Here is a 21,592-nt window from a genome sequence, read left to right on the forward strand (position 1 = left end):
ACCGTATGAAACACACCGTTAACGCCCGGTCCCCGCTCCCGCGCCGTTCGTCCCGAGCCATCCGGCCAGCTTGCCGCCGTGGCCGACCGAGCGCAGTCGCCGCTCGGCCGCGTCCCGCACCGGGTCCGTGGTGACCACGAGGAGTTCGTCGCCGCGCCGCAGCACCGTGGTGGGCAGGGGGACAAACGATTTTCCTTCGCGGACGACCAGGGTGACGGCAGCCCCGGCCGGCAGGCGCAGTTCGGCCACCTCGACGCCGTGCATCTTCGAGCCCTCGGGGATCGCGACGGACAGCAGATGCCCGCGCAGTCGTTCCAGCGGCGCCGACTCGATGCCGAGGTCGGCGGCCTCGGCGTCCTCGCCCAGCTGCAGCTTGCGGGCGAGCCAGGGCAGCGTCGGCCCCTGGACCAGGGTGTAGACGACGACCAGCACGAAGACGATGTTGAAGATGCGGCGGCTGGCGTCGACGCCCTGCACCATCGGGATCGTCGCCAGGATGATGGGGACCGCGCCGCGCAGCCCGGCCCAGGACATCAGGGTCTGCTCCTGCCACGGCACCCGGAACGGCGTCAGGCACAGCACCACGCTCAGCGGGCGCGCCACCATGGTCAGCACGAGGCCGATGACGAGTGCGGGCACCACGTCGTCGCCGAGTTCGTGCGGGGTGACCAGCAGGCCGAGCAGGACGAACATGCCGATCTGGGCGATCCAGCCGAGTCCGTCGGCGAAACCGCGGGTGGCGGGCCAGTGGGGCAGTTTCGCGTTGCCCATCACCATCGAGGCGAGGTAGACGCCCAGGAAGCCGCTGCCGTGCGCCAGTGCGCCGCCCGCGTACGCGGTGACGGCGATCGCCATCACGGCGATCGGGTAGAGGCCCGAGGCGGGCAGCGCCACATGCCGAAGGCCCCAGGAGCCGAGCCAGCCCACCGCGAGGCCGATGGCCGCGCCGATGGCGAGCTCCAGAGCTATCTCGCCCAGCAGCACATACCAGTGCTCGACCGGGCCGGCCGTGGAGAAGGCGACCACCAGGATGACCACCGGGGCGTCGTTGAAGCCGGACTCGGCCTCCAGCGTGCCCGTCACGCGCGCGGGCAGGGGGATCTTGCGCAGCACCGAGAAGACCGCCGCCGCGTCCGTGGAGGAGACCACGGCCCCGACGATCAGTGCCTGCCGCCACTCCAGTCCGATCAGGAAGTGCGCGGCCGACGCCGTGACCCCGACGCTCACCGCGACCCCGCCCAGTGCCAGCGCGGAGGCGGCCGGCAGGGCCGGCTTGATCTCCTTCCACTTCGTGCCCAGACCGCCCTCGGCCAGGATCACGACCAGGGCCGCGTAACCGATGACCTGGGTCAGCTCGGCATTGCTGAAGTGGATGTTGCCGATCCCGTCCTGGCCCATGAGGACCCCGATCCCCAGGTACACGAGCAGGCTGGGGAGCCCGCTGCGCGAGGAGATCCGGACCGCTGCCACGGCGACGAGCAGGACGAGCGAGCAGACGAGCAGAAGCTGGTTGAGGTGCTGGACAGTCAGCGGCCGTTCCCTTCCCTGGCTCACACGCATCCCGCGCGGGAGCTCACGTACATAGGACACGAAGCAGAGAAACTCCGCACCCAAGTACTTCGTTACCTTACCTAACTCTTGACGATTTCTTGACGCTCGCCGAGGCAAGATCGAACGCCCGCCCGGTCTCGTTCCCGACTCCGCGTCAAGGGGCGCGGGGCCCTGCGCCTATGGTTGCTCCAGCGCTCATTCAAAGTCACAGCCCCGCCTGCCGCTCGCGTTAGGACAGCAAGGACAGCGATGCCCCCCAACATCACCGCCACAACGGGTGACAAGCCCGGCAAGTCCGGCAGGAAGAAGGGGCGCAAAGCCCGATTGGTCGTGCTGGTCCTGGTCCTGGCCATCATCGGAGGCATCGCCTACGGGGCGTACTGGTCCATCAGCACCGTCCGCGCGTCGTTCCCGCAGACCAAGGGCTCGATCACGCTCGACGGCCTGTCAGGACCCGTCGACGTGAAGCGCGACGGCAACGGCATTCCGCAGATCTACGCCTCCTCCGACGAGGACCTGTTCATGGCGCAGGGCTTCGTCCAGGCGCAGGACCGGTTCTACGAGATGGATGTGCGCCGCCACATGACCTCCGGCCGGCTGTCGGAGATGTTCGGCAAGGACCAGGTCAAGGACGACGAATTCCTGCGCACCCTGGGCTGGGACCGGGTGGCGAAGAAGGAGTACGACACCAAGTTGTCGGCCTCCACCAAGAAGTACCTCCAGGCCTACGCCAAGGGAGTCAATGCCTACTTGCAGGGCAAGGACGGCAAGGACATCTCCCTGGAGTACGCGGCCCTGGGCTTCGTCAACGACTACAAGCCGGCGCAGTGGACCCCGGTCGACTCGATCTCCTGGCTGAAGGCGATGGCCTGGGACCTGCGCGGCAACATGCAGGACGAGATCGACCGCGCCCTGATGACCAGCCGCCTGGGCCCCAAGCAGATCGCCGACCTGTACCCGGACTACCCGTACAGCCGCAACAAGGCGATCGTCCAGGAGGGCCAGTACAACGCGCTCACCAAGACGTTCGAGCAGAACGGCAGCTCGTCCACGAGCGGCAGGTCGGGTGCGTCGGGGAGCGGCGCGACCGGCACGTCCTCCTCGTCGGCGACCGGTTCGGCACTGACGAGCCAGCTGTCGGGTCTCTACAAGGTCCTGGACAACGTGCCCACGGCCGTCGGCGTGAACGGCCAGGGCATCGGCTCCAACTCCTGGGTCGTCGCCGGGGATCACACCATCACCGGCAAGCCGCTGCTGGCCAACGACCCGCATCTGTCGGCCTCGCTGCCGTCCGTCTGGTACCAGATGGGCCTGCACTGCCGCACCGTCTCCAGCAAGTGCCAGTACGACGTGACCGGTTACACCTTCGCGGGCATGCCCGGCGTGGTCATCGGCCACAACCAGGACATCGCCTGGGGCATGACCAACTCCGGTGTCGACGTCACCGACCTGTACCTGGAGAAGGTCTCCGGCGACGGCTACCTCTACGACGGAACGGTGCGGCCGTTCAAGACCCGCGAGGAGACCATCAAGGTCGCCGGCGGCACGTCCAAGACGATCGTCGTGCGCCAGACCGCCGACGGGATGCCCCTGCTCTCCGACCGCGACGACGAGCTCGTGACGGTCGGCAAGAAGGCCACCGTGAACACCGCCGCACCCGACCGCGGCGACGGCTACGGCATCGCGCTGCGCTGGACCGCGCTCGACCCGGGCACCTCCATGGACGCCGTCTTCGCCATGGACAAGGCGTCGAACTGGAGCGACTTCCGCTCCGCGGCCGCCCTGTTCGACGTGCCCTCGCAGAACCTCGTCTACGCCGACAAGAACAACATCGGCTACACGCTGCCCGGGAAGATCCCCACGCGCGCGAAGAAGGACGACGGCTCGATCCCGGCGCCGGGCTGGGACTCCGCCTACAAGTGGACCGGGTACATCCCCAAGGACGCGCTGCCGTACGAGTTCAACCCCAAGCGCGGCTACATCGTCACCGCCAACCAGGCAGTGATCGACAAGGACAAGTACCCCTACACGCTCACCACGGACTGGGGCTACGGCACCCGCAGCCAGCGCATCACCGACCTGATCGAGTCGAAGATCAGAGGCGGCGGCAAGATCTCCACCGACGACATGCGCCAGATGCAGCTGGACAACAGCAGCGAGATCGCCAGGCTGCTCGTGCCCAAGCTGCTGAAGATCGACATCACGGACAAGGACGTCCGCGGGGCGAAGGCCGTCCGCGAGGCACAGGACCTGCTGGAGGGCTGGGACTACACCCAGGACGCCGACTCGGCGGCGGCCGCCTACTTCAACTCGGTCTGGCGCAACATCCTCAAGCTCGCCTTCGGCAACAAGCTGCCCAAGGAGCTGCGGGTCGAGGGCCAGTGCCTGTGGGTCGATCCGGTCAACAGCACCGGGCCCGCGGACGAGACGAACAAGGTGCGCGAGTGCGGTGAGCGCGCCGCCGACCAGGCGCAGCCGGACGGCGGCGACCGCTGGTTCGAGGTCGTCCGCAACCTGGTGGACGACCAGAAGAGCGACTGGTGGTCGACGCCCAAGTCGCTCACCCGGCCCGGGGCGAGCGACAACCGCGACGATCTGTTCAAGCGCGCCATGATCGACGCCCGTTGGGAGCTGACGGCCAAGCTCGGCAAGGACATCGACACCTGGAGCTGGGGCCGGCTGCACCGTCTGTTCCTGAAGAACCAGACCCTCGGCACCGACGGCCCCGCCTTCGTGAAGTACATCCTCAACCGCGGCCCCTGGAAGCTCAGCGGCGGCGAGGCGACGGTCAACGCCACCGGCTGGAACGCGGCGGGCGGCTACGGCGTCGTGTGGGTGCCGTCGATGCGCATGGTGGTCAACCTCGACGACCTCGACAAGTCGAAGTGGATCAACCTCACCGGCGCCTCGGGGCACGCCTACAGCGCCCACTACACCGACCAGACGAGCAAGTGGGCCAAGGGCGAACTGCTCGACTGGAACTTCTCGGACAAGGCCGTCGACAAGAACACGAGCGACACCCTGGTCCTGAAGCCATGAGTGACCGGCCCTAGATCACCGGTCGCGGAAAGTGCCCTCCACGCGCGCGTGGAGGGCACTTCTCATGTGAACCGCCGTACCCCCGACGGCGTCACCACCGCATGCACCGGCCGGTCGTGCGCCTCCTCGGGAACACGCCCGACGACCTCCGAGTCGTACAGCAGCACCACCAGCGCGGGATGCGCGTCCGCGCGCTCCAGACGCGCCAGGACGCGGTCGTACGACCCTCCGCCGCGCCCCAGCCGCATCCCGCGGGCGTCGACGGCGAGGCCGGGCAGCAGCACGACGTCGGCCCCGGTCACGGCGTCCGGTCCGAGGCGTTCGCCGGCGGGCTCGAAGAGGGCCATTTTCCCGCCGTGTTGGATGCGCGCGAGGGAGCCCTCCCCGGCGTAGGCGCCCCAGTCGAGATCGTTGTCCGGGAGAAGGGCGGGAAGCAGGACGCGCACGCCCCGCTCGCGCAGCGCGTCCAGCAGCGCGAGCGTGCCCGGCTCGCTTCCCACGGAGACGTACGCCGCCACCGTGCGCGCATGCGCCAGCTCCGGCAGCTCCAGGGCGCGACCGGCCAGCGCGTCCGCGGATTCCCGCACGTCATCGGCCGTCAATCTGTTTCTCACCGCGAGGAGCTCTCGCCGCAACATTCGCTTGTCAGCCTCGGTCGCACGTCCGATGTGACTCACAGGTCGCACCCGTACCCTTCCATATGTGCTCATATGAGAGCCAATTAACCGGAGCCTCAGATTCCTTGCAAAGGCACCGGATAAGGTTGCCGCCATGACCCAGTCGCACCCCAGGATCAGCAAGGCTGTCATCCCTGCAGCGGGCCTCGGCACCCGGTTCCTGCCGGCCACCAAGGCCACTCCCAAGGAGATGCTGCCGGTCGTCGACAAGCCGGCGATCCAGTACGTGGTCGAAGAGGCCGTGTCGGCGGGCCTCGACGACGTCCTCATGATCACGGGCCGCAACAAGCGCCCCCTCGAGGACCACTTCGACCGCAACTACGAGCTCGAGTCCGCCCTCCAGAAGAAGGGCGACGCGGGCCGGCTCGCCAAGGTCCAGGCGTCCAGCGACCTCGCGACCATGCACTACGTGCGGCAGGGCGACCCCAGGGGCCTCGGCCACGCGGTGCTGTGCGCCGCCCCGCACGTCGGCCGCGAGCCCTTCGCCGTCCTCCTCGGCGACGACCTGATCGACCCGCGCGACCCGCTCCTCGCGCGCATGGTCGAGGTCCAGGAGCAGCGCGGCGGCAGCGTCATCGCGCTCATGGAGGTCGCGCCCGAGCAGATCCACCTCTACGGCTGCGCGGCCGTCGACCCCACCCAGGACGGGGACGTGGTCAAGGTCCACGACCTGGTCGAGAAGCCGGCCGCCGCCGACGCCCCGTCCAACTACGCGATCATCGGCCGCTACGTCCTCGACCCGCACATCTTCGACATACTGCGCAAGACCGAGCCCGGCCGCGGCGGCGAGATCCAGCTGACCGACGCCCTCCAGCAGCTCGCGGCCGACGAGAAGGTCGGCGGCCCGGTGCACGGCGTCGTCTTCAAGGGCCGCCGCTATGACACCGGCGACCGCGGCGACTACCTGCGTGCCATTGTCAGACTCGCATGCGAACGTGAAGACCTGGGCCCGGACTTCCGGACCTGGCTTCGCAGTTACGTAGCCGAGGAGATGTAGCAACGTTGAGCAGCGCCGCGCCCCGCACCACCGGCCAGGACCACCTCTGGTCGGTGGACGAACACCTGGAGGACATCCTCACGACCGTCCGCCCCCTGGAACCCATCGAGCTGCAACTCCTCGACGCCCAGGGCTGCGTCCTGGTCGAGGACGTCACGGTGCCCGTCTCCCTGCCGCCGTTCGACAACAGCTCCATGGACGGGTACGCGGTGCGGGTCTCGGATGTCGCGGGCGCGAGCGCCGAGTTCCCCGCCGTCCTGACCGTCGTCGGGGACGTCGCGGCGGGCCAGGCCGACCTGCTCCATGTGGGCCCCGGCCAGGCCGCCCGCATCATGACCGGCGCTCCGCTGCCGCCCGGCGCGGAGACCGTCGTCCCCGTCGAGTGGACCGACGGCGGCCTCGGCGAGGGCCCGGCGACCGGTATGCGCGCCCGGTCTCTGTCCCCCGAGGGCGCCGAGGGCCATGTGCATGTGTACCGCCCGGCCGAGGCACGCGCGCACGTCCGCGCGAAGGGCAGCGACGTGAAGTCCGGCGACCGCGCCCTCGAGGCCGGCACGGTCCTCGGCCCTCCGCAGATCGCCCTGCTCGCCGCGATCGGCCGCGGCACGGTACGGGTGCGTCCCCGTCCGCGCGTGGTCGTCATGTCCACCGGCAGCGAACTCGTCCAGCCCGGCGAGAAACTGGGCAGCGGCCAGATCTACGACTCCAACAGCTTCGCCCTCACCGCCGCCGCCCGCGACGCCGGCGCCATCGCCTACCGGGTGGGCGCCGTGGCCGACGACGCGGAGACCCTCCGCTCCGCCATCGAGGACCAGCTGGTGCGCGCCGACCTCCTGGTCACCACGGGCGGCGTGAGCGTCGGGGCGTACGACGTGGTCAAGGAGGCCCTGTCGTACGTCGGCGACGAGGACGAGCCGGGCAGCGGCATCGAGTTCCGCAAGCTCGCCATGCAGCCGGGCAAGCCCCAGGGCTTCGGCTCCATCGGCCCCGACCACACCCCGCTGCTGGCGCTGCCCGGCAACCCGGTGTCCTCGTACGTCTCCTTCGAGCTCTTCGTCCGCCCCGCCATCCGCACCCTCATGGGACTCGAGGACGTGCACCGGCCTCGCACCCGCGCCACCCTCGCCGCCCGCAAGGCGCTGACCTCGCCGAAGGGCCGCAGACAGTTCCTGCGCGGGACGTACGCCGACGGCTCCGTGACCCCGGTCGGCGGCGCCGGATCCCACCTGGTCGCGGCCCTCGCGCACGCCGACGCACTGATCGTCGTCCCCGAGGACGTGGAGTCCGTGGAGCCCGGCTCCGAAGTGGAGGTCGTCCTGCTCGGCTGACTGCTCCCGGCCCGCGATACCGTGTCGCGCACACAGACCCACGCGCCGCACCGCGAGGGGCCCGGACGGGAGCGCCACACAGCCAATGAGTACGGACGATCGACTGACCCACATCGACGACGCGGGCGCCGCCCGCATGGTCGACGTGTCCGGCAAGGACGTGACCGCGCGCACCGCCCGCGCCAGCGGACGCGTCCTCGTCTCGCCCCGCGTGGTCGAGCTGCTGCGCGGCGAGGGGGTGCCCAAGGGCGACGCCCTCGCCACCGCGCGCATCGCGGGCATCATGGGCGCCAAGCGCACCCCGGACCTCCTCCCGCTCTGCCACCCGTTGTCGGTGTCCGGTGTGAAACTGGACCTGTCGGTCGCGGACGACGCCGTCGAGATCCTGGCCACCGTCAAGACCACGGACCGCACGGGCGTCGAGATGGAGGCCCTCACCGCCGTCTCCGTCGCCGCACTCACCGTGATCGACATGGTCAAGGCGGTCGACAAGGGAGCGGTCATCACGGACGTACGGGTGGAGGAGAAGACGGGCGGCAAGTCGGGCGACTGGAGCCGGACATGACGTATCGCGCTCTGGTCGTCACCGCCTCGAACAGGGCGGCCGCCGGTGTCTACGAGGACAGGGGCGGCCCGCTGATCGCCGACGGTCTGAAGGGCTTCGGCTTCGCCGTCGACGGACCGCAGGTCGTGCCCGACGGGGACCCGGTCCAGGCCGCCCTGCGCGCCGCCGTCGACGCCGGGTACGACGTGGTCGTGACCACCGGCGGCACCGGCCTTTCGCCCACCGACCGCACCCCCGAGGCGACGCGCGCCGTGATCGACCACGAGGTGCCGGGCATCGCCGAGGCCATCAGGGCGTTCGGACGGGACAAGGTGCCCACCGCCGCGCTCTCCCGGGGCCTGGCCGGAGTGGCGGGAAGCACACTGATCGTCAATCTGCCGGGCTCCACCGGCGGGGTGAAGGACGGCCTGGCCGTCCTGGAACCCGTCCTGGTCCATGCCGTCGACCAGATCCGCGGCGGCGACCACCCCAGACCCGGCTCCACCAGTGGGGGTGCGAGCTGAACACCCCATCCTGGCCCGTCGTGCTGACGGACGGCGACATCGTCCTGAGGCCCATAAAGCTGCGCGACCAGCGGGCCTGGCGCGAGGTCAACCGACGCAACCGGGACTGGCTGCGCCCCTGGGAGGCGACCATTCCGCCGCCCACTCCGAGCGGGCCGATCGCGCACCGGCCGACCTACCGCCAGATGGTCCGGCATCTGCGGTCCGAAGCGAACTCCGGCCGGATGCTGCCGTTCGTCATCGAGTACCAGGGGCGTCTGGTCGGGCAGTTGACGGTCGCCGGAATCACCTGGGGCTCGATGTGCTCGGGTCACATCGGCTACTGGGTGGACGAGTCGGTGGCCGGACGCGGAGTGATGCCGACCGCCGTGGCGCTTGTCGTGGACCACTGTTTCCGCACCGTCGGACTGCACCGCATCGAGGTCTGCATTCGCCCGGAGAACGGGCCGAGCCGCAGGGTCGTGGAGAAACTCGGATTCCGCGAGGAGGGCCTCAGACCGCGTTATCTCCACATCGACGGAGCCTGGCGCGACCACCTCGTCTTCGCGCTCACCGCGGAAGAGGTCCCCGACGGGCTGCTGAGCCGCTGGCAGCGGGCACGTACTCGGGGGAATCCCGCATAACCCGGAATTGAATACGTGTTCGAAATTGATCGAGCGGTGACCGCCTCAAGGCGCTAAATTCACGCCCTCGGTGGGGTGCTGATCGCATCGGTCACAAAAAAAGTTCGAAATATCAGCCAGATCGTGCGACACACCGGCTCAATTGGCAGATGGCCTCACGCAAACCCCTCTACCGTGTGAGGCGTGAGCAGCAGCGGCCTCATCTACGCAGTCATTGTCGGGGCCTGGGCCGCCTACTTGGTGCCGATGTGGCTCCGTAGGCAGGACGAGCTGAACGAGGCCCGTCCGACGGAACGCTTCAGCACCGCCATCCGGCTGCTGTCCGGACGGGCGGGAATGGAGCGCCGGTACGCCAAGGACCTGCAGGCGCGCTCCACCGAAGAGGGGGAGTCCAGCGCCGGTCGTCCGGACGTCGTCACCGATTCGGTGGACGTACGGGCCTTCGCCGTGCCTCCGACCCGTCCCCAGGCGCGTGCGGACGTACCGGTACAGGCACAGGCGCAGGCGCGCGCGCAACCGGCGCGAGAACAGGCGGAAGCCCCGGCACCCGCACCGGCCCCCGTCCCCGCCTCCGCGCGGAAACGGGTTCCCGCGGCCCGGCGCTCCCCCTCGGAGGAAGCCGCCCTGGCGCGCGCCCGGCGCATGAAGGCGCTCGCGCGGCGCCGACGCACCACCGTGATGCTCTTCATCGCGTTCACGCTCGGCGCGATCGTCGCCGCGGTCGGAGGGCTCGCGTTCCTCTGGGCGCCCGGCGTGCCCGCCGTGCTGCTCAGCGCGTACATCGCATACCTGCGCTCCCAGGAGCGCCGCCGGTTCGCCTACCAGATGGACCGGCGCCGTGCCGAGGACGCCGCCGAGCGGCTGCGCGAGCGTGCCCGCCAGCCGCGCCGCCGCGCGGCCGCCACCGAGGCGGACGCCGACGAGTCGGACGAGGGGCCGGCGCAGGACACCGACCCCGGACTGTCCGCGCTCGCCGCCGACCGGCGTGCCCTCGTCGAGCAGACCGACCACGCCGAGTGGGTGGACCAGCAGCGCGAGCGGCAGCGGCGCCCCGGGCACGGGGACAGCTGGGACCCGGTGCCGGTGCCGCTGCCGACGTATGTGACCGCGCCGGTCGCTCCGCGGGCCACCGCGGACATCGACCTCGGGGCGCCGGACACCTGGAGCTCGGCGCGCTCGGGCTCCGTGGCCCGGGGCCAGGAGACGCCGGCCGCCGAGACCGCGGAACCCGCACCCGAGGAGGACAAGGCGGACGACGACGGGCGCAGTGACGCCCGCCGGGCGGCCTCCGCGCGGCGGGCCCGGGAGCGGGGGCGTACACCGCTGTTCGACCAGTACGAGGACGGCGAGCGGCCCCGCGCCGCCAACGAGTAGCCCCCCGACCTGTGCCGCTCCCCCGGGGGCAGGCCAGGAACGGATTTCCAAGCACACGGATCGGGGTGCTAGAGTTTCACTCGTTGCAAGGGCCTGTGGCGCAGTCCGGTAGCGCACCTCGTTCGCATCGAGGGGGCCAGGGGTTCAAATCCCCTCAGGTCCACCGCAACAACTGGTCAGGGAAACCTGAGGCAGTTGATGAGATCCCGCCCGATCGGAAGATCGGGCGGGATCTTTGTTGCGCCTGACGCTGTGCCTGACGTCCTGTCAGGCAGGCCTGTCACAGCTCCTTCGCGAAGCACCGACTGCTCTCGTAGTGCCGGTAGTAGCCGAACTTCTGGCACGGCTCGTACCCGCTGGATGTGTACAGGGCGATGGCCTCCGGTTGCTTCGTGCCCGTCTCCAGGACCATCCGCAGGCGGCCGGCCGCGCGGGCGTCCTCCTCCAGGGCGGCCAGGATGCGCCGGGCGAGCCCGCGGCCGCGCGCCGCCTCCACCACGTACATCCGCTTGACCTCGGCGTCGCCGTCGAGGTTGCCCTCGTCGTTGGTGTCCTGGGCGCGCCAGCCGCCCGTGGCCACGGGGGCGTCGTTCTCGTCGTAAGCGATGAAGTACACGCCGTTCGGCGGCTCGAAGTCCGCCGGGTCCAGTGATGTGGCGTCCCCGCCGTCGCCGTAGCGCACGTGGTACTCCGCCTGGACCTCGTCGTTCAGCTTGACGGCGTCCGGGTGGTCGAAGGAGACACGACGTATAATCATGTGGAGAATCGTACACCTATGCACAGAAGGGGTCCGGTCTCGATCCAGTGTGCCGGTATCGTTCCCGGGTGCTCACTGTGACCTCCGTCAATGTCAATGGACTGCGCGCCGCCGCGAAGAAGGGCTTCGTGGAATGGCTCGCCGGCACCTCCGCCGATGTGCTCTGCCTCCAGGAGGTGCGTGCCGAGCCGCAGCAGCTGCCCGAGCATGTGCGCACGCCCGACGGCTGGCATGTCGTGCATGCGCCGGCCGCCGCCAAGGGCCGCGCAGGGGTCTCCCTCTACACCCGCCGCGAGCCCGACCGCATCCAGGTCGGCTTCGGCGCCGCCGAGTTCGAGACCAGCGGCCGCTATGTCGAGGTCGATCTGCCGGGCGTCACGGTCGCCTCCCTCTACCTCCCCTCCGGCGAGGTCGGCACCGAGCGCCAGGACGAGAAGATGCGCTTCATGGGCGAGTTCCTCGACTATCTGAAGGCCCTGCGGGAGCGCGCCGCCGCCGGCGGACGCGAAGTCGTCGTCTGCGGCGACTGGAACATCGCCCACCGGCCGGCCGACCTCAAGAACTGGCGCGCGAACCAGAAGAACTCCGGGTTCCTGCCCGAGGAGCGGGAGTGGCTCGGGCGGGTCTTCGACGCCGAGGACGGTGGTTACGTCGATGTCGTGCGGACGCTGCATCCGGATGCGGAGGGGCCGTACTCGTGGTGGTCGTATCGGGGGCGGGCCTTTGACCACGACTCGGGGTGGCGCATCGACCTCGCCGTCGCGACCCCGGGGGTGGCCGCCCGCGCCGTCAAGGCGGTTGTGGAGCGGGCGGCCAGCCATGAGGAGCGGTGGTCGGATCATGCTCCTGTGACGGTGGTCTTCGAGATGTGAGGCAGGTCGACTCGTTCGCCAAGTGCGAAGGTCAAGCGAGAGGTATCCGGTCCGGTCAGCCACTCTGGTCCGCCTCCTGACCGCCCCTTGGCGACCGTGACGCGAACGCCGTCCCTGAGGAGTTGCTCCCGCGTAACCTCGCCGTCGGTTGTGAATGCCTCGCGGTAGCGGCTGATGGTGTACTCGTCGAGCCAGCTGGCTCGGATGGCGGCGGGCGCAGGACAGGTCGTGCCACGGGCAGATGCGCGGCAGACGTAGTCGCCGTAGGTATAGGCCTTTCGGGTGGCGAAGTACATGCGCCCACCACACCCGGCGCAGTGGGCGACTCCGATCAACAAGGACGTTTCCCGGCGCTTGGGGTGGATCCCGTTCGAGCGAGCGTTGAGGACGTCCTGGAGGGCCTGGAACTCCTCTTCGGTGAGCAGCGGAGGACCGATCAGCACTGGGGAGCCCTCGGCGTCACGAACGGTCTTTCCTCTGTGTACTCGGTGCCCCATCAGTGCTGGTGTGCGCAGAATCTTGGACAGGCTGCCTGCGGTCCAGCGGAATCGCTCGAAACACCCGTCCGTGGCGCCGCCCGCCTGTGGGACGTCCCTGAAGTTGGGCGTGGCGGTCGCGTGGCACCAGAACGCCGACGGTTTCGAGTTTGTGGGCGATGGCGACCAGGGACAGTCCCGAGTGCACGTCGTCCACAATCGCACGGACGATTGTGAAGGTCTCGGGGTCCGGAGCGAGGCACCGGCCGACGCCAGCGGGGTGTGGCGCCTTCTGGTAGCCGAACGGGACCAGTCCGCCTCCGTAGCGACCGGCTGCGCGCAGCGCCTCGTGACAGCTCGTGAGCCGGTTCGAGATGGTCCGGGCTTCCTGCTCCGCGTCGTGGGCCAACTCCATGCACCGCCGAAGAGTGGAGTCGTCGGCCTGGGGCGTCACCACGAGTGGGTGATCTGTTTCTGGCATTGCGAAGACGAGCGTTCTGGCGTGCTGTTGCCCCCAAGCGGCCAGCTCGGCCATGTGTGCCTCGGAGCGCACGGCGCGGTCCACATGTGACCACACGATGGCATCGTATTTGTCTGGGCGCTGCAGCCAAGACGACAGCGAAGGCCTCTCGAAGGGGGACACCTTGCGTGCGGACACCCCGAGGTCTGTGGCTTCGGCGATCAGGGCAAAACCCAGCCGCTCGGTGCACAGTTGGATGCAGGCACGCTGTCTGCCGGGCGAGGTGGTCACTCCGGTCAGGTAGCTGAGACGCACGGCTCCGAGAGCTCGCGGATGTTCGGGCGGAGTCGAATCCGGTCGTGACGGCTGAGGACTACGCTTGGGCATGTCGACGCTCCACGTAGGTGTCGGCCATACCCCGGGACTGGTCGCACAGTCGCCGGGGCCTTTTCGATCTCACTGTCGGAGCGCGAAACCAAATCCGTTTACGTTTGGCGGGAAAGTGCCTCGATGGAGTGAATGCTGAAGAAGTGCGGCATCTCTGCCGCTCAGGGCTGCTCCTGCTTCCGCAACCGCCGGTCCAGCGCCAGCGACAGTTCCGCCTCCACCACGCTCCGGGCCAGGGGGCGCAGGCGTTGCAGGTCGTCCTCGCCGGCGTGGCGCAGGACCAGTTCGGCGAACATCTCCGCCAGGTCGTCCACGTGTTCCCGGACCTGTTTGCCCGCTGCCAGGACTTCCGCGAGCGGGATGCCCTCGCTCACCAGGGCGGAGGAGACGTCCAGGAGGCGGCGGCTGATGTGGACGATCTCGTCGCCGTCGGTGCCGAGGTAGCCGAGGTCGAGGGCGGCGGCGAGGTTCTCGGGGGTGACCTGGCCCTCGAAGCGGGCGGCGAGTTCCTCGGGGGTGAGGCGGACCGGTTCCTCCTCGGTCGGCTCGATGCCCAGGAGGTCGGCGACGTCCCGGCCGTGGTCGAGGGCCTCCGCCAGTTCCGCGATACCGGTGAGGGTGTGGCCGCGTTCCAGCAGCGCCGCGATCGTGTGCAGCCGGGCCAGGTGGTGGTCGTCGTACCAGGCGATACGGCCCTCGCGGCGGGGCGGCGGTATCAGTTTGCGTTCTCGGTAGAAGCGCAGGGTGCGTACGGTGATGCCGGCCAGGCGGGCCAGTTCCTCCATGCGGTACTCGCGCTTCTCGGTCACGAGCGCAGCCTATGTTGTACCGCCAGTAACATTCCTGCCCTCCCGCCCCTACCCATCGGTACGGAGCTGTTCTACGCTCCCATTGCGCCAGTGTTCACTGGCGGAGTCGCGTGAGGGAGGGCGTCGGCATGGCTGAGCGGGAGCATGTGCGGGTGGCGGTGATCGGGTCCGGGTTCGGCGGGCTCGGGGCCGCCGTGCGACTGCGGCGCGAGGGCGTCACCGACTTCGTCGTCCTCGAACGGGCCGGCAGCGTGGGTGGCACCTGGCGCGACAACAGCTACCCGGGGTGCGCCTGCGACGTGCCCTCCCATCTCTACTCCTTCTCCTTCGCGCCCCATCCCGACTGGCCGCGCACCTTCTCCGGGCAGGAGCACATCCGTGCCTACCTGGAGCACGTCACGGACGTCTTCCATCTGCGGCCCCACATCCGCTTCGACTCCGAAGTGAAGATGATGACCTGGGACGGCGAGAAGCTGCGGTGGGAGATCGAGACCAGCAGCGGGTCCCTGTCCGCGGATGTGGTCGTCTCCGCGACCGGGCCGCTGTCCGACCCGAAGGTGCCCGATGTCCCGGGGCTCGACTCCTTCCCCGGCAAGGTCTTCCACTCCGCCCGCTGGGACCACGACTACGACCTGCGCGGCAAGCGCGTCGCCATGGTGGGCACGGGCGCCTCCGCCATCCAGATCGTGCCCGCCATCCAGCCCGAGGTCGGCCGGCTCACCCTCTTCCAGCGCACCCCGCCCTGGGTCATGCCGCGCGTCGACCGCGCCATCAGCGGCGCCGAGCGGGCCCTGCACCGCGCGCTGCCCTTCACCGCGCAGGCCCGCCGCGGACTGCTGTGGGGGATCCGGGAGCTGCAGGTCCAGGCGTTCACCAAGCACCCCGACGAGCTCGGTTTCATAGAGCAGTTGGCCAAGCGGAACATGGCGCGGGCCATCAAGGACCCGGCCCTGCGCGCCAAGCTCACCCCCGACTACCGCATCGGCTGCAAGCGGATCCTGCTGAGCAGCACCTACTATCCGGCGCTCGCCCGGCCCAATGTGGACGTCGTGGCCAGTGGGCTGACTGAGATCCGCGGGTCGACCGTCGTCGCCGCCGACGGGAGCGAGGCCGAGGTCGACGCGATCATCTTCGGTACGGGGTTCCATGTCACCGACATGCCGATCGCCGAGCGGGTGGTCGGCGCGGAGGGCAGGACCCTCGCCGAGGCCTGGAAGGGCGGGATGGAGTCGCTTCGGGGCGCCTCGGCCGCCGGGTTCCCCAACTGGATGACCATCATCGGGCCCAACACCGGCCTCGGTAACTCCTCGATGATCCTGATGATCGAGTCCCAGCTCAACTACATGGCCGACTTCCTGCGGCAGTTGGACGTTCTCGGTGGCCGCGCCGCCCTCGACGCCAGGCCGAGCGCCGTCGAGGCCTGGAACACGCGCGTGCAGGAGCGCATGAAGCGGACGGTGTGGAACACCGGCGGCTGCACCAGCTGGTACCTCGACCCGAGCGGCCGCAACACCACCATCTGGCCCGGTACGACGACGGAGTTCCGGCGGGCCACGCGGCAGGTGGATCTCGCCGAGTACGAACTGCTGAGGGCGCCCGCCGAGCAGAAGGCGGAGGTGGACGCGTGAGCCGGCTGATGCACGTCACGTCCGGGCCGTACGCCCCGCCCACCCCCGTCCGCGAACTCGTCGCCGTCTCCGCCGACGGCGCCCGGCTGCACGTCGAGGTGCACGGGCCCGAGAACGCGCCCGCCGTCGTCCTCGCCCACGGCTGGACCTGCTCCACCGCCTTCTGGGCCGCGCAGATACGTGACCTCGCCGCCGACCACCGCGTCATCGCCTACGACCAGCGCGGCCACGGCCGCAGCCCGGCGAGCCCGGCGTGCAGTCCGGACGCCCTCGCCGACGACCTCGAAGCCGTACTGGAGGCGACTCTCGCGCCGGGCGAGAAAGCCGTGATCGCCGGGCACTCCATGGGCGGTATGACGGTGATGGCGGCGGCCACGAGAAGGAGCTTCCGGGAGCATGCCGCGGCCGTACTGCTGTGCAGTACCGGCTCCTCGCGGCTGGTGGCCGAGTCGACCGTCGTGCCCCTCGGGCCCGGGCGGCTGCGGACCTGGCTCACCAGGCACATCCTGGGTGCGCGGGCGCCGCTCGGGCCGGTCACGCCTCTCGCGCGGCGGATCCTCAAGTACGGGACGATGGGGCCGGCTTCGGCGCCGCACATGGTGGAGGCGTGCGCGCGGATCGTGCACGCGTGTCCGCGCAAGGTGCGTCACGCCTGGTCGCAGGTGCTCGCCCTGCTCGATCTCGACCATGGCGTACGGGAGTTGAGGGTGCCGACGGCCGTCGTCGTCGGGACGGCGGACCGGCTCACCCCGCCCGTGCAGGCGCGGGCGCTGGTGGCCGCGCTGCCGAACTGCGTGGGCAGCACCGAGCTGCCGGGGCTCGGCCATATGACCCCGGTGGAGGCGCCGGAGCTGGTCAGCGGCCGTATCCGGGAACTTGTGACGACGTACGCAACGATCGACTCGGTCAAGGAGGGCGCATGAGCAAGGTCAGCCTCGAAGGGCAGGTCGCCGTCGTCACGGGCGCCGCGCGCGGTGTCGGCGAGCTGCTCGCGCGGAAGTTGTCGGCCCGGGGTGCCAAGGTGGCGCTGGTCGGTCTTGAGCCGGACGCCCTCAAGCAGGTCTCCGAGCGGCTGCACAGCGACAGCGACCACTGGTACGCCGATGTGACGGACCATCAGGCGATGGCACGGGTCGCGCAGGAGGTCAAGGAGCGGTTCGGGAAGGTCGACATCGTCGTGGCCAACGCCGGTGTCGCGACCGGCGGCCCCTTCGTGGACTCGGATCCCGAGGCCTGGCGGCGGGTGATCGAGGTGAACCTCATCGGGTCCGCGGTGACTGCCCGCGCCTTCCTGCCGGTTCTGATGGAGAGCCGCGGCTATCTGCTGCAGATCGCCTCCCTCGCGGCGATCACTCCGGCGCCGATGATGACCGCGTACTGCGCCTCCAAGTCCGGTGTGGAGGCGTATGCGCACAGTCTGCGGGCCGAGGTCGGCTACAGGGGCGTACGGGTCGGGGTCGGGTATCTGTCGTGGACCGACACCGACATGGTGCGGGGCGCCGACCAGGACGAGGTGATGCGGGAGCTGCGGCAGCGGCTGCCGTGGCCGTCCAACAAGACGTACCCCCTGGGGCCGGCCGTCGACCGGATCGTCGCCGGGATCGAGCGCCGGTCGAGCCATGTGTACGGGCAGTGGTGGCTGCGCGGGATGCAGGGCGTGCGGGGGTATCTGCCGGGTCTCATCGGGACGGTGGGGCAGCGGGAGATGCGGCGGTTCGGGTCACGCTTGGAGGGCATGCGCTCAGGGCTCGTCGGTGCAGGTGGGGCGGCCGACGAGGAAGCCCGCGCTACGCACCGTAGTTGATCGAAATGCGCACCGTGGTGGGCCGTGTGAATCTGGTCGAGGCCCGGTCAAGGGCCTTCCCCCCACCCACTACGGGAGTGAACCCATATGGGTATGAAGGACAAGTTCCAGGACAAGTCGGAACAGTGGCAGGAGCAGGCCAAGCAGAAGGCGCAGCAGGCCCGCGAGCAGGGTCAGCGCGGCCGACCGGGCCAGGAGCAGGGTCAGCAGCGCGGCCAGCAGCCGCAGCGCGGCAAGCCGGGTGAGCGTATGCGGGACGAGGAGACGGAGCGGTTGCAGCGCGAGGAGCAGGACCGGTTCGACCAGGACTACGACGTCTAGTCGTCTGGCCTGAGACGGTAAGTGCGGGGTGCCCTGTGGCTTTTGGGGCACCCCGCTCTCGTGGTTCCGGGCGCGGTTCCCCGCAACCTCAAGAACTCGTCCTCGGCGGCAGCTTCGGGCGTGAGCGGTCCGGGACGTTGCTGTAATCCGGAGGGGTCGCCGGAGGGTTCGTCTCCAGCAGCTGCACCGCCAACTGGACAGCGTCGTCCAGTTGGGCGTGGCGGCCCTCCGCCCAGTCCAGGGGGGTGCGCAGGATTTCCAGGTCCGGGGTGACGCCCTTGTTCTCCACGGTCCAGCCGTAGGCGTCGAACCAGGCCGCGTTCATCGGGACGGTGATGATCGTGCCGTCGCCGAGGCGGTGGCGGCCGGTCATGCCGACCACCCCGCCCCAGGTGCGCTGGCCGATGACGGGGCCGAGCTTGAGGAGCTTGATGGCCGCCGTGATCATGTCGCCGTCGGAGGAGGTCGCCTCGTCGGCCAGGGCCACCACCGGGCCGCGGGGCGCGTTGGAGGCGTACGAGACCGGCTGGGCGTCGCGGGTGAGGTCCCAGCCCAGGATCGTGCGGGACAGCTTCTCGACGACCAGTTCGCTGATGTGGCCCCCCGCGTTGCCGCGTACGTCGACGATCAGGGCGGGCCTCGACACCTCCATGCGCAGGTCCCTGTTGAACTGGGCCCAGCCCGAGCCGCCCATGTCCGGGATGTGCAGATAGCCGCAGCGGCCGCCGCTCAACTCCCGTACGACGGCGCGCCGTTTGGCCACCCAGTCCTGGTAGCGCAGGGGGCGTTCGTCGATCAGGGGGACCACGGCCACGCGGCGGGAGCGGCCCGCCTCGCCCTCGGCCGCGGTGAAGGTCAGCTCGACCGTGGTGCCGCCCGCGCCCGCCAGCAGCGGGTACGGCCCGGTCAGCGGGTCCACCGGGCGGCCGTCGACGTGGGTCAGTACGGCACCCTCCCTGATGCCCGTGCCCGCCAGCGGTGAGCGGGCCTTGGAGTCCGAGGACTCGCCCGGGAGGATCCGTTTGACCACCCAACCCCCCTGCCTGCGGACGAGGTTGGCGCCGAGCAGTCCCTGCAGGCGCTGGTAGTGAGGCGGGCCCTCGTTGCGGCGGGCGGCGGTGACGTAGGCGTGCGAGGTGCCCAGTTCGCCGAGCACTTCGCGCAGCATGTCCGCGAACTCGTCGGGGGACGCGACCCGTTCGACCAGCGGGCGGTACTGGTCGAGCACCGCATCCCAGTCGATGCCGCACATCCCCGGATCCCAGAAGTACGCGCGGATGAGACGCCCGGCCTCCTCGTACGACTGGCGCCACTCGGCGGCCGGATCGACCTCGTGCAGGATGCGGCGCAGGTCGATCCAGACCGTCGTGTCGCCGTCGCCGGACTCGGAGGAGGGGACGGCCCGCAGATCACCCTCGTCGACCACGACCAGGCGGGTGCCGTCGCCGCTGAGCGCGAACCAGTCCAGGTGCTCCAGGAGTTCGGACTTCTTCGCCTTGCTGATGTTGAAGTGTTCGAGGGTCGGGCGGCCGGTGGTGTCGTCCGGGTTGGCGAACGTCTCGCCGAGCGCCCCCGAGATCGGCCAGCGCAGCCAGACCAGGCCGCCGCCCGCCACGGGGTACAGCGCCGAGTACTTGGAGGCGGTGACCGGGAAGGGGGTGACCCGGTTCTCCAGCCCTTCGATCTCGACGGTGACCGCGCCGTCGCCGCCCTCCTCCTCGTCCTCCACCGGGTCCAGGCCCCCGGCGGCCGGCCGGCCCTCCGGGGTCAGGGCGAAGGGGGAGGGGGTCGCGGAGGACAGGGGGACCAGGTACGGGCGGCAGCCCAGCGGGAAGGACAGGTCCCCGGTGTGGACGTCGTACACCGGGTCGAAGCCGCGCCAGGACAGGAAGGCGAGATAGCGGCCGTCCCTCGTGAACACCGGGTTCTCGTCCTCGAAGCGGCCGTCGGTGACGTCGACGATCAAATGGTCCTTTATGCGCGCCATCTTGATCTGCCGCAGGGAGCGTCCGATCCCCGGGTGGGACCAGGTCAGCCAGGCGCCGTCCGGGGAGAAGGCGAGGTCGCGCACCGGTCCGTTGACCGAGTGGATCAGCTCGGTGACCTCGCCTCCCCCGGACTCCGTCCGGGAGGTGCCCCCAGAATCCTCCGTAACGTCAAGCAGGAGCAGGCGGCCGTCGTGCGAGGCGAGGGCGAGGCGCTCGCCCTGCGGGTCGGCCACGAGTTCCAGTACGCGGCCCAGTGCGCCGGAGGCCAGTCGGCGCGGTTCTCGGTCGCCGGTCGCCCGCGGCAGACAGGCGATCTCGACCGCGTCCTCGCCCTCCGCGTCCGTCACATAGGCGACCTGGCCGGTCGAGCCGAGCATCTCCGGGAGGCGGACCCGTACGCCCGGGGTGTCGGTGATCGTGCGGGCCGGGCCGTCCCGATGGGTGAGCCAGTACAGGCTGCCGCGTACGACGACGGCGCTCGCGCGGCCCGTCTCGTCGACCGAGATGCCGTCGACGTGCTGGGCGGCCGGGACCTGGTACGTGCGCCGCCCCGCGCGCGGACCGCTCAGCCGTACGTCCAGGCGGCGCGGCCCGGAGTCGGCGGCCAGGTCGTCGACGATCCACAGGTCGCCGGCGCACTGGTACACCACCCGGGTGCCGTCGCTCGACGCATGCCGGGCGTAGAAGGCGTCATGGTCGGTGTGGCGGCGCAGGTCGGAGCCGTCGTAGGCGCAGGAGTAGAGGTTGCCGATGCCTTCGTGGTCGGAGAGGAAGGCGATCCGGCCGCCGACGAACATCGGAGAGTGCAGATGGCCCTCCAGATCGGCAAGGAGGCGTTCGCCGTGCAGCCAGAGGCGGCCCATGGCGCCGCCGCGGTAGCGCTTCCAGGCGGCGGGTTCGTGCGGCGGGGTGCCGGTCAGCAGGAGGGTCCTGCGTTCGCCTTCGATGTCGGCGACCTGGATGTCGGAGACCGGGCCCCAGGGGAGCTTGCGGCCGGGGTCGCCGTCGGGGGAGACCTTGTAGGCCCAGGTGAAGTAAGAGAAGGGCTCGCCGTGGGAGGCGACGGCGAGAATCGTGCCCCCTGTGTCCCCTTGAGAGGGTGTCCATCCGCAGACCTGGGTGTCCGCGGAGCCCCAGTAGGTGAGCTGCCGGCCCGGACCGCCGTCCACCGGGACGGTGTGGATCTCGGGGACCAGACTGCGCCAGCTCGTGTACGCGATGGTGCTCCCGTCCGGCGAGAAACGGGGATGGCCGAGCTTCGTACGGTCGACGGTGAGGCGCCAGGCGCGGCCCGGGCCGTCCAGGGGGGAGAGCCAGAGGTCGTCCTCGGCCACGAAGCACAACAGGTCACCGCTGAGATGGGGCAGGCGCAGATAGCTCACCTCCCCATGCTTTTCCGCCGGAAGGGGCCGGGCAACTCGTGGGAACTTACG

19 protein-coding genes and 1 tRNA gene are annotated in these 21,592 nt (G+C 70.0%); 13 read left to right on the forward strand and 7 right to left on the reverse strand.

Annotation, left to right across the window (positions count from 1 at the left end):
- Window positions 1-18: 18 nt before the first annotated feature.
- Complete coding sequence (locus tag ACWCRD_RS09585; protein ID WP_450965421.1) at window positions 19-1,560, reverse strand: potassium/proton antiporter; 1,542 nt, start codon at window positions 1,558-1,560, stop codon at window positions 19-21.
- A 240-nt stretch (window positions 1,561-1,800) separates the two neighbouring features.
- Between ACWCRD_RS09585 and ACWCRD_RS09590 the strand changes: the two genes are divergently transcribed.
- Window positions 1,801-4,590, forward strand: a complete 2,790-nt coding sequence (locus ACWCRD_RS09590; RefSeq protein WP_450965339.1) for a penicillin acylase family protein — start codon at window positions 1,801-1,803, stop codon at window positions 4,588-4,590.
- Between the two features lie 62 nt (window positions 4,591-4,652).
- Here ACWCRD_RS09590 and ACWCRD_RS09595 read toward each other — a convergent pair whose 3' ends face one another.
- Window positions 4,653-5,228 carry a 5-formyltetrahydrofolate cyclo-ligase gene (locus tag ACWCRD_RS09595; protein ID WP_450965340.1) on the reverse strand — a complete coding sequence of 192 codons (576 nt, stop codon included), beginning with the start codon at window positions 5,226-5,228 and terminating at the stop codon, window positions 4,653-4,655.
- 133 nt (window positions 5,229-5,361) lie between these two features.
- On the opposite strand from ACWCRD_RS09595, the gene galU reads away from it, so the two are divergent.
- The 7 genes from galU to ACWCRD_RS09630 all read left to right on the forward strand — a co-directional run bounded on the left by galU (window position 5,362) and on the right by ACWCRD_RS09630 (window position 10,820).
- Window positions 5,362-6,264: a UTP--glucose-1-phosphate uridylyltransferase GalU gene (gene galU / locus ACWCRD_RS09600; RefSeq protein WP_450965341.1), complete on the forward strand. Its 903-nt coding sequence runs from the start codon at window positions 5,362-5,364 to the stop codon at window positions 6,262-6,264.
- A gap of 5 nt (window positions 6,265-6,269) precedes the next feature.
- Window positions 6,270-7,592 (forward strand): molybdotransferase-like divisome protein Glp, encoded by a 1,323-nt coding sequence (glp, locus tag ACWCRD_RS09605; protein ID WP_450965342.1) that lies wholly within the window; start codon window positions 6,270-6,272, stop codon window positions 7,590-7,592.
- 85 nt (window positions 7,593-7,677) lie between these two features.
- Window positions 7,678-8,157, forward strand: coding sequence for a cyclic pyranopterin monophosphate synthase MoaC (moaC, locus tag ACWCRD_RS09610; RefSeq protein WP_450965343.1), 480 nt, complete (start codon window positions 7,678-7,680; stop codon window positions 8,155-8,157).
- On the forward strand, window positions 8,154-8,660 hold the full coding sequence (locus ACWCRD_RS09615; RefSeq protein WP_450965344.1) for a MogA/MoaB family molybdenum cofactor biosynthesis protein: 507 nt from the start codon (window positions 8,154-8,156) through the stop codon (window positions 8,658-8,660). The genes moaC and ACWCRD_RS09615 overlap by 4 nt, the downstream gene beginning before the upstream one ends.
- Window positions 8,661-8,680: 20 nt before the next feature.
- Entirely contained in the window at window positions 8,681-9,283 is a 603-nt protein-coding gene (locus tag ACWCRD_RS09620) for a GNAT family N-acetyltransferase (protein ID WP_390699169.1), read from the forward strand.
- Between the two features lie 183 nt (window positions 9,284-9,466).
- A complete protein-coding gene (gene sepX, locus ACWCRD_RS09625) occupies window positions 9,467-10,657 on the forward strand; it encodes a divisome protein SepX/GlpR (protein ID WP_450965345.1) in 1,191 nt (396 codons plus the stop codon).
- A gap of 89 nt (window positions 10,658-10,746) precedes the next feature.
- A tRNA-Ala gene (locus tag ACWCRD_RS09630) sits at window positions 10,747-10,820 on the forward strand.
- Window positions 10,821-10,937: 117 nt separating this feature from the next.
- Here the strand turns inward: ACWCRD_RS09630 and ACWCRD_RS09635 are convergent.
- Window positions 10,938-11,414 (reverse strand): GNAT family N-acetyltransferase, encoded by a 477-nt coding sequence (locus ACWCRD_RS09635; protein ID WP_450965346.1) that lies wholly within the window; start codon window positions 11,412-11,414, stop codon window positions 10,938-10,940.
- 47 nt (window positions 11,415-11,461) lie between these two features.
- Here ACWCRD_RS09635 and ACWCRD_RS09640 point away from each other — a divergent pair, with 47 nt between their 5' ends.
- Window positions 11,462-12,286 (forward strand): exodeoxyribonuclease III, encoded by an 825-nt coding sequence (locus ACWCRD_RS09640; RefSeq protein ID WP_450965347.1) that lies wholly within the window; start codon window positions 11,462-11,464, stop codon window positions 12,284-12,286.
- Here ACWCRD_RS09640 and ACWCRD_RS09645 read toward each other — a convergent pair.
- The 3 genes from ACWCRD_RS09645 to ACWCRD_RS09655 all read right to left on the reverse strand — a co-directional run bounded on the left by ACWCRD_RS09645 (window position 12,253) and on the right by ACWCRD_RS09655 (window position 14,418).
- The gene (locus ACWCRD_RS09645) at window positions 12,253-12,813 is read right to left on the reverse strand and encodes a recombinase zinc beta ribbon domain-containing protein (RefSeq protein ID WP_450965422.1); all 561 of its coding nucleotides are present in this window, start codon (window positions 12,811-12,813) and stop codon (window positions 12,253-12,255) included. The genes ACWCRD_RS09640 and ACWCRD_RS09645 overlap by 34 nt on opposite strands.
- Complete coding sequence (locus ACWCRD_RS09650; protein ID WP_450965348.1) at window positions 12,746-13,537, reverse strand: recombinase family protein; 792 nt, start codon at window positions 13,535-13,537, stop codon at window positions 12,746-12,748. The genes ACWCRD_RS09645 and ACWCRD_RS09650 overlap by 68 nt, the downstream gene beginning before the upstream one ends.
- A 233-nt stretch (window positions 13,538-13,770) precedes the next feature.
- Window positions 13,771-14,418 (reverse strand): MerR family transcriptional regulator, encoded by a 648-nt coding sequence (locus tag ACWCRD_RS09655; protein WP_450965349.1) that lies wholly within the window; start codon window positions 14,416-14,418, stop codon window positions 13,771-13,773.
- A gap of 128 nt (window positions 14,419-14,546) precedes the next feature.
- On the opposite strand from ACWCRD_RS09655, the gene ACWCRD_RS09660 reads away from it, so the two are divergent.
- From ACWCRD_RS09660 to ACWCRD_RS09675, 4 genes are all read left to right on the forward strand, one after another.
- On the forward strand, window positions 14,547-16,046 hold the full coding sequence (locus tag ACWCRD_RS09660) for a flavin-containing monooxygenase (RefSeq protein WP_450965350.1): 1,500 nt from the start codon (window positions 14,547-14,549) through the stop codon (window positions 16,044-16,046).
- Window positions 16,043-16,969 carry an alpha/beta fold hydrolase gene (locus ACWCRD_RS09665; protein ID WP_450965351.1) on the forward strand — a complete coding sequence of 309 codons (927 nt, stop codon included), beginning with the start codon at window positions 16,043-16,045 and terminating at the stop codon, window positions 16,967-16,969. The genes ACWCRD_RS09660 and ACWCRD_RS09665 overlap by 4 nt, the downstream gene beginning before the upstream one ends.
- Complete coding sequence (locus ACWCRD_RS09670) at window positions 16,966-17,850, forward strand: SDR family oxidoreductase (RefSeq protein ID WP_450965352.1); 885 nt, start codon at window positions 16,966-16,968, stop codon at window positions 17,848-17,850. Before ACWCRD_RS09665 ends, ACWCRD_RS09670 begins: the two co-directional genes overlap by 4 nt.
- 87 nt (window positions 17,851-17,937) lie before the next feature.
- On the forward strand, window positions 17,938-18,171 hold the full coding sequence (locus ACWCRD_RS09675; RefSeq protein ID WP_450965353.1) for a hypothetical protein: 234 nt from the start codon (window positions 17,938-17,940) through the stop codon (window positions 18,169-18,171).
- An 88-nt stretch (window positions 18,172-18,259) separates the two neighbouring features.
- On the opposite strand, the gene ACWCRD_RS09680 is transcribed toward ACWCRD_RS09675, so the two are convergent.
- Entirely contained in the window at window positions 18,260-21,541 is a 3,282-nt protein-coding gene (locus tag ACWCRD_RS09680; RefSeq protein ID WP_450965354.1) for a S41 family peptidase, read from the reverse strand.
- Between the last annotated feature and the right edge of the window lie 51 nt (window positions 21,542-21,592).

The organism is Streptomyces sp. NPDC002092 (genome assembly GCF_053593775.1).

Excerpts from the sequence above, each read along its gene's own strand:
- ACWCRD_RS09585 (WP_450965421.1), bottom strand. The coding sequence starts at position 1,560 with ATGCGTGTGAGCCAGGGAAGGGAACGGCCGCTGACTGTCCAGCACCTC.
- ACWCRD_RS09590 (WP_450965339.1), top strand. The coding sequence starts at position 1,801 with ATGCCCCCCAACATCACCGCCACAACGGGTGACAAGCCCGGCAAGTCC.
- ACWCRD_RS09595 (WP_450965340.1), bottom strand. The coding sequence starts at position 5,228 with ATGTTGCGGCGAGAGCTCCTCGCGGTGAGAAACAGATTGACGGCCGAT.
- galU (WP_450965341.1), top strand. The coding sequence starts at position 5,362 with ATGACCCAGTCGCACCCCAGGATCAGCAAGGCTGTCATCCCTGCAGCG.
- moaC (WP_450965343.1), top strand. The coding sequence starts at position 7,678 with ATGAGTACGGACGATCGACTGACCCACATCGACGACGCGGGCGCCGCC.
- ACWCRD_RS09615 (WP_450965344.1), top strand. The coding sequence starts at position 8,154 with ATGACGTATCGCGCTCTGGTCGTCACCGCCTCGAACAGGGCGGCCGCC.
- ACWCRD_RS09635 (WP_450965346.1), bottom strand. The coding sequence starts at position 11,414 with ATGATTATACGTCGTGTCTCCTTCGACCACCCGGACGCCGTCAAGCTG.
- ACWCRD_RS09660 (WP_450965350.1), top strand. The coding sequence starts at position 14,547 with ATGGCTGAGCGGGAGCATGTGCGGGTGGCGGTGATCGGGTCCGGGTTC.
- ACWCRD_RS09670 (WP_450965352.1), top strand. The coding sequence starts at position 16,966 with ATGAGCAAGGTCAGCCTCGAAGGGCAGGTCGCCGTCGTCACGGGCGCC.
- ACWCRD_RS09675 (WP_450965353.1), top strand. The coding sequence starts at position 17,938 with ATGGGTATGAAGGACAAGTTCCAGGACAAGTCGGAACAGTGGCAGGAG.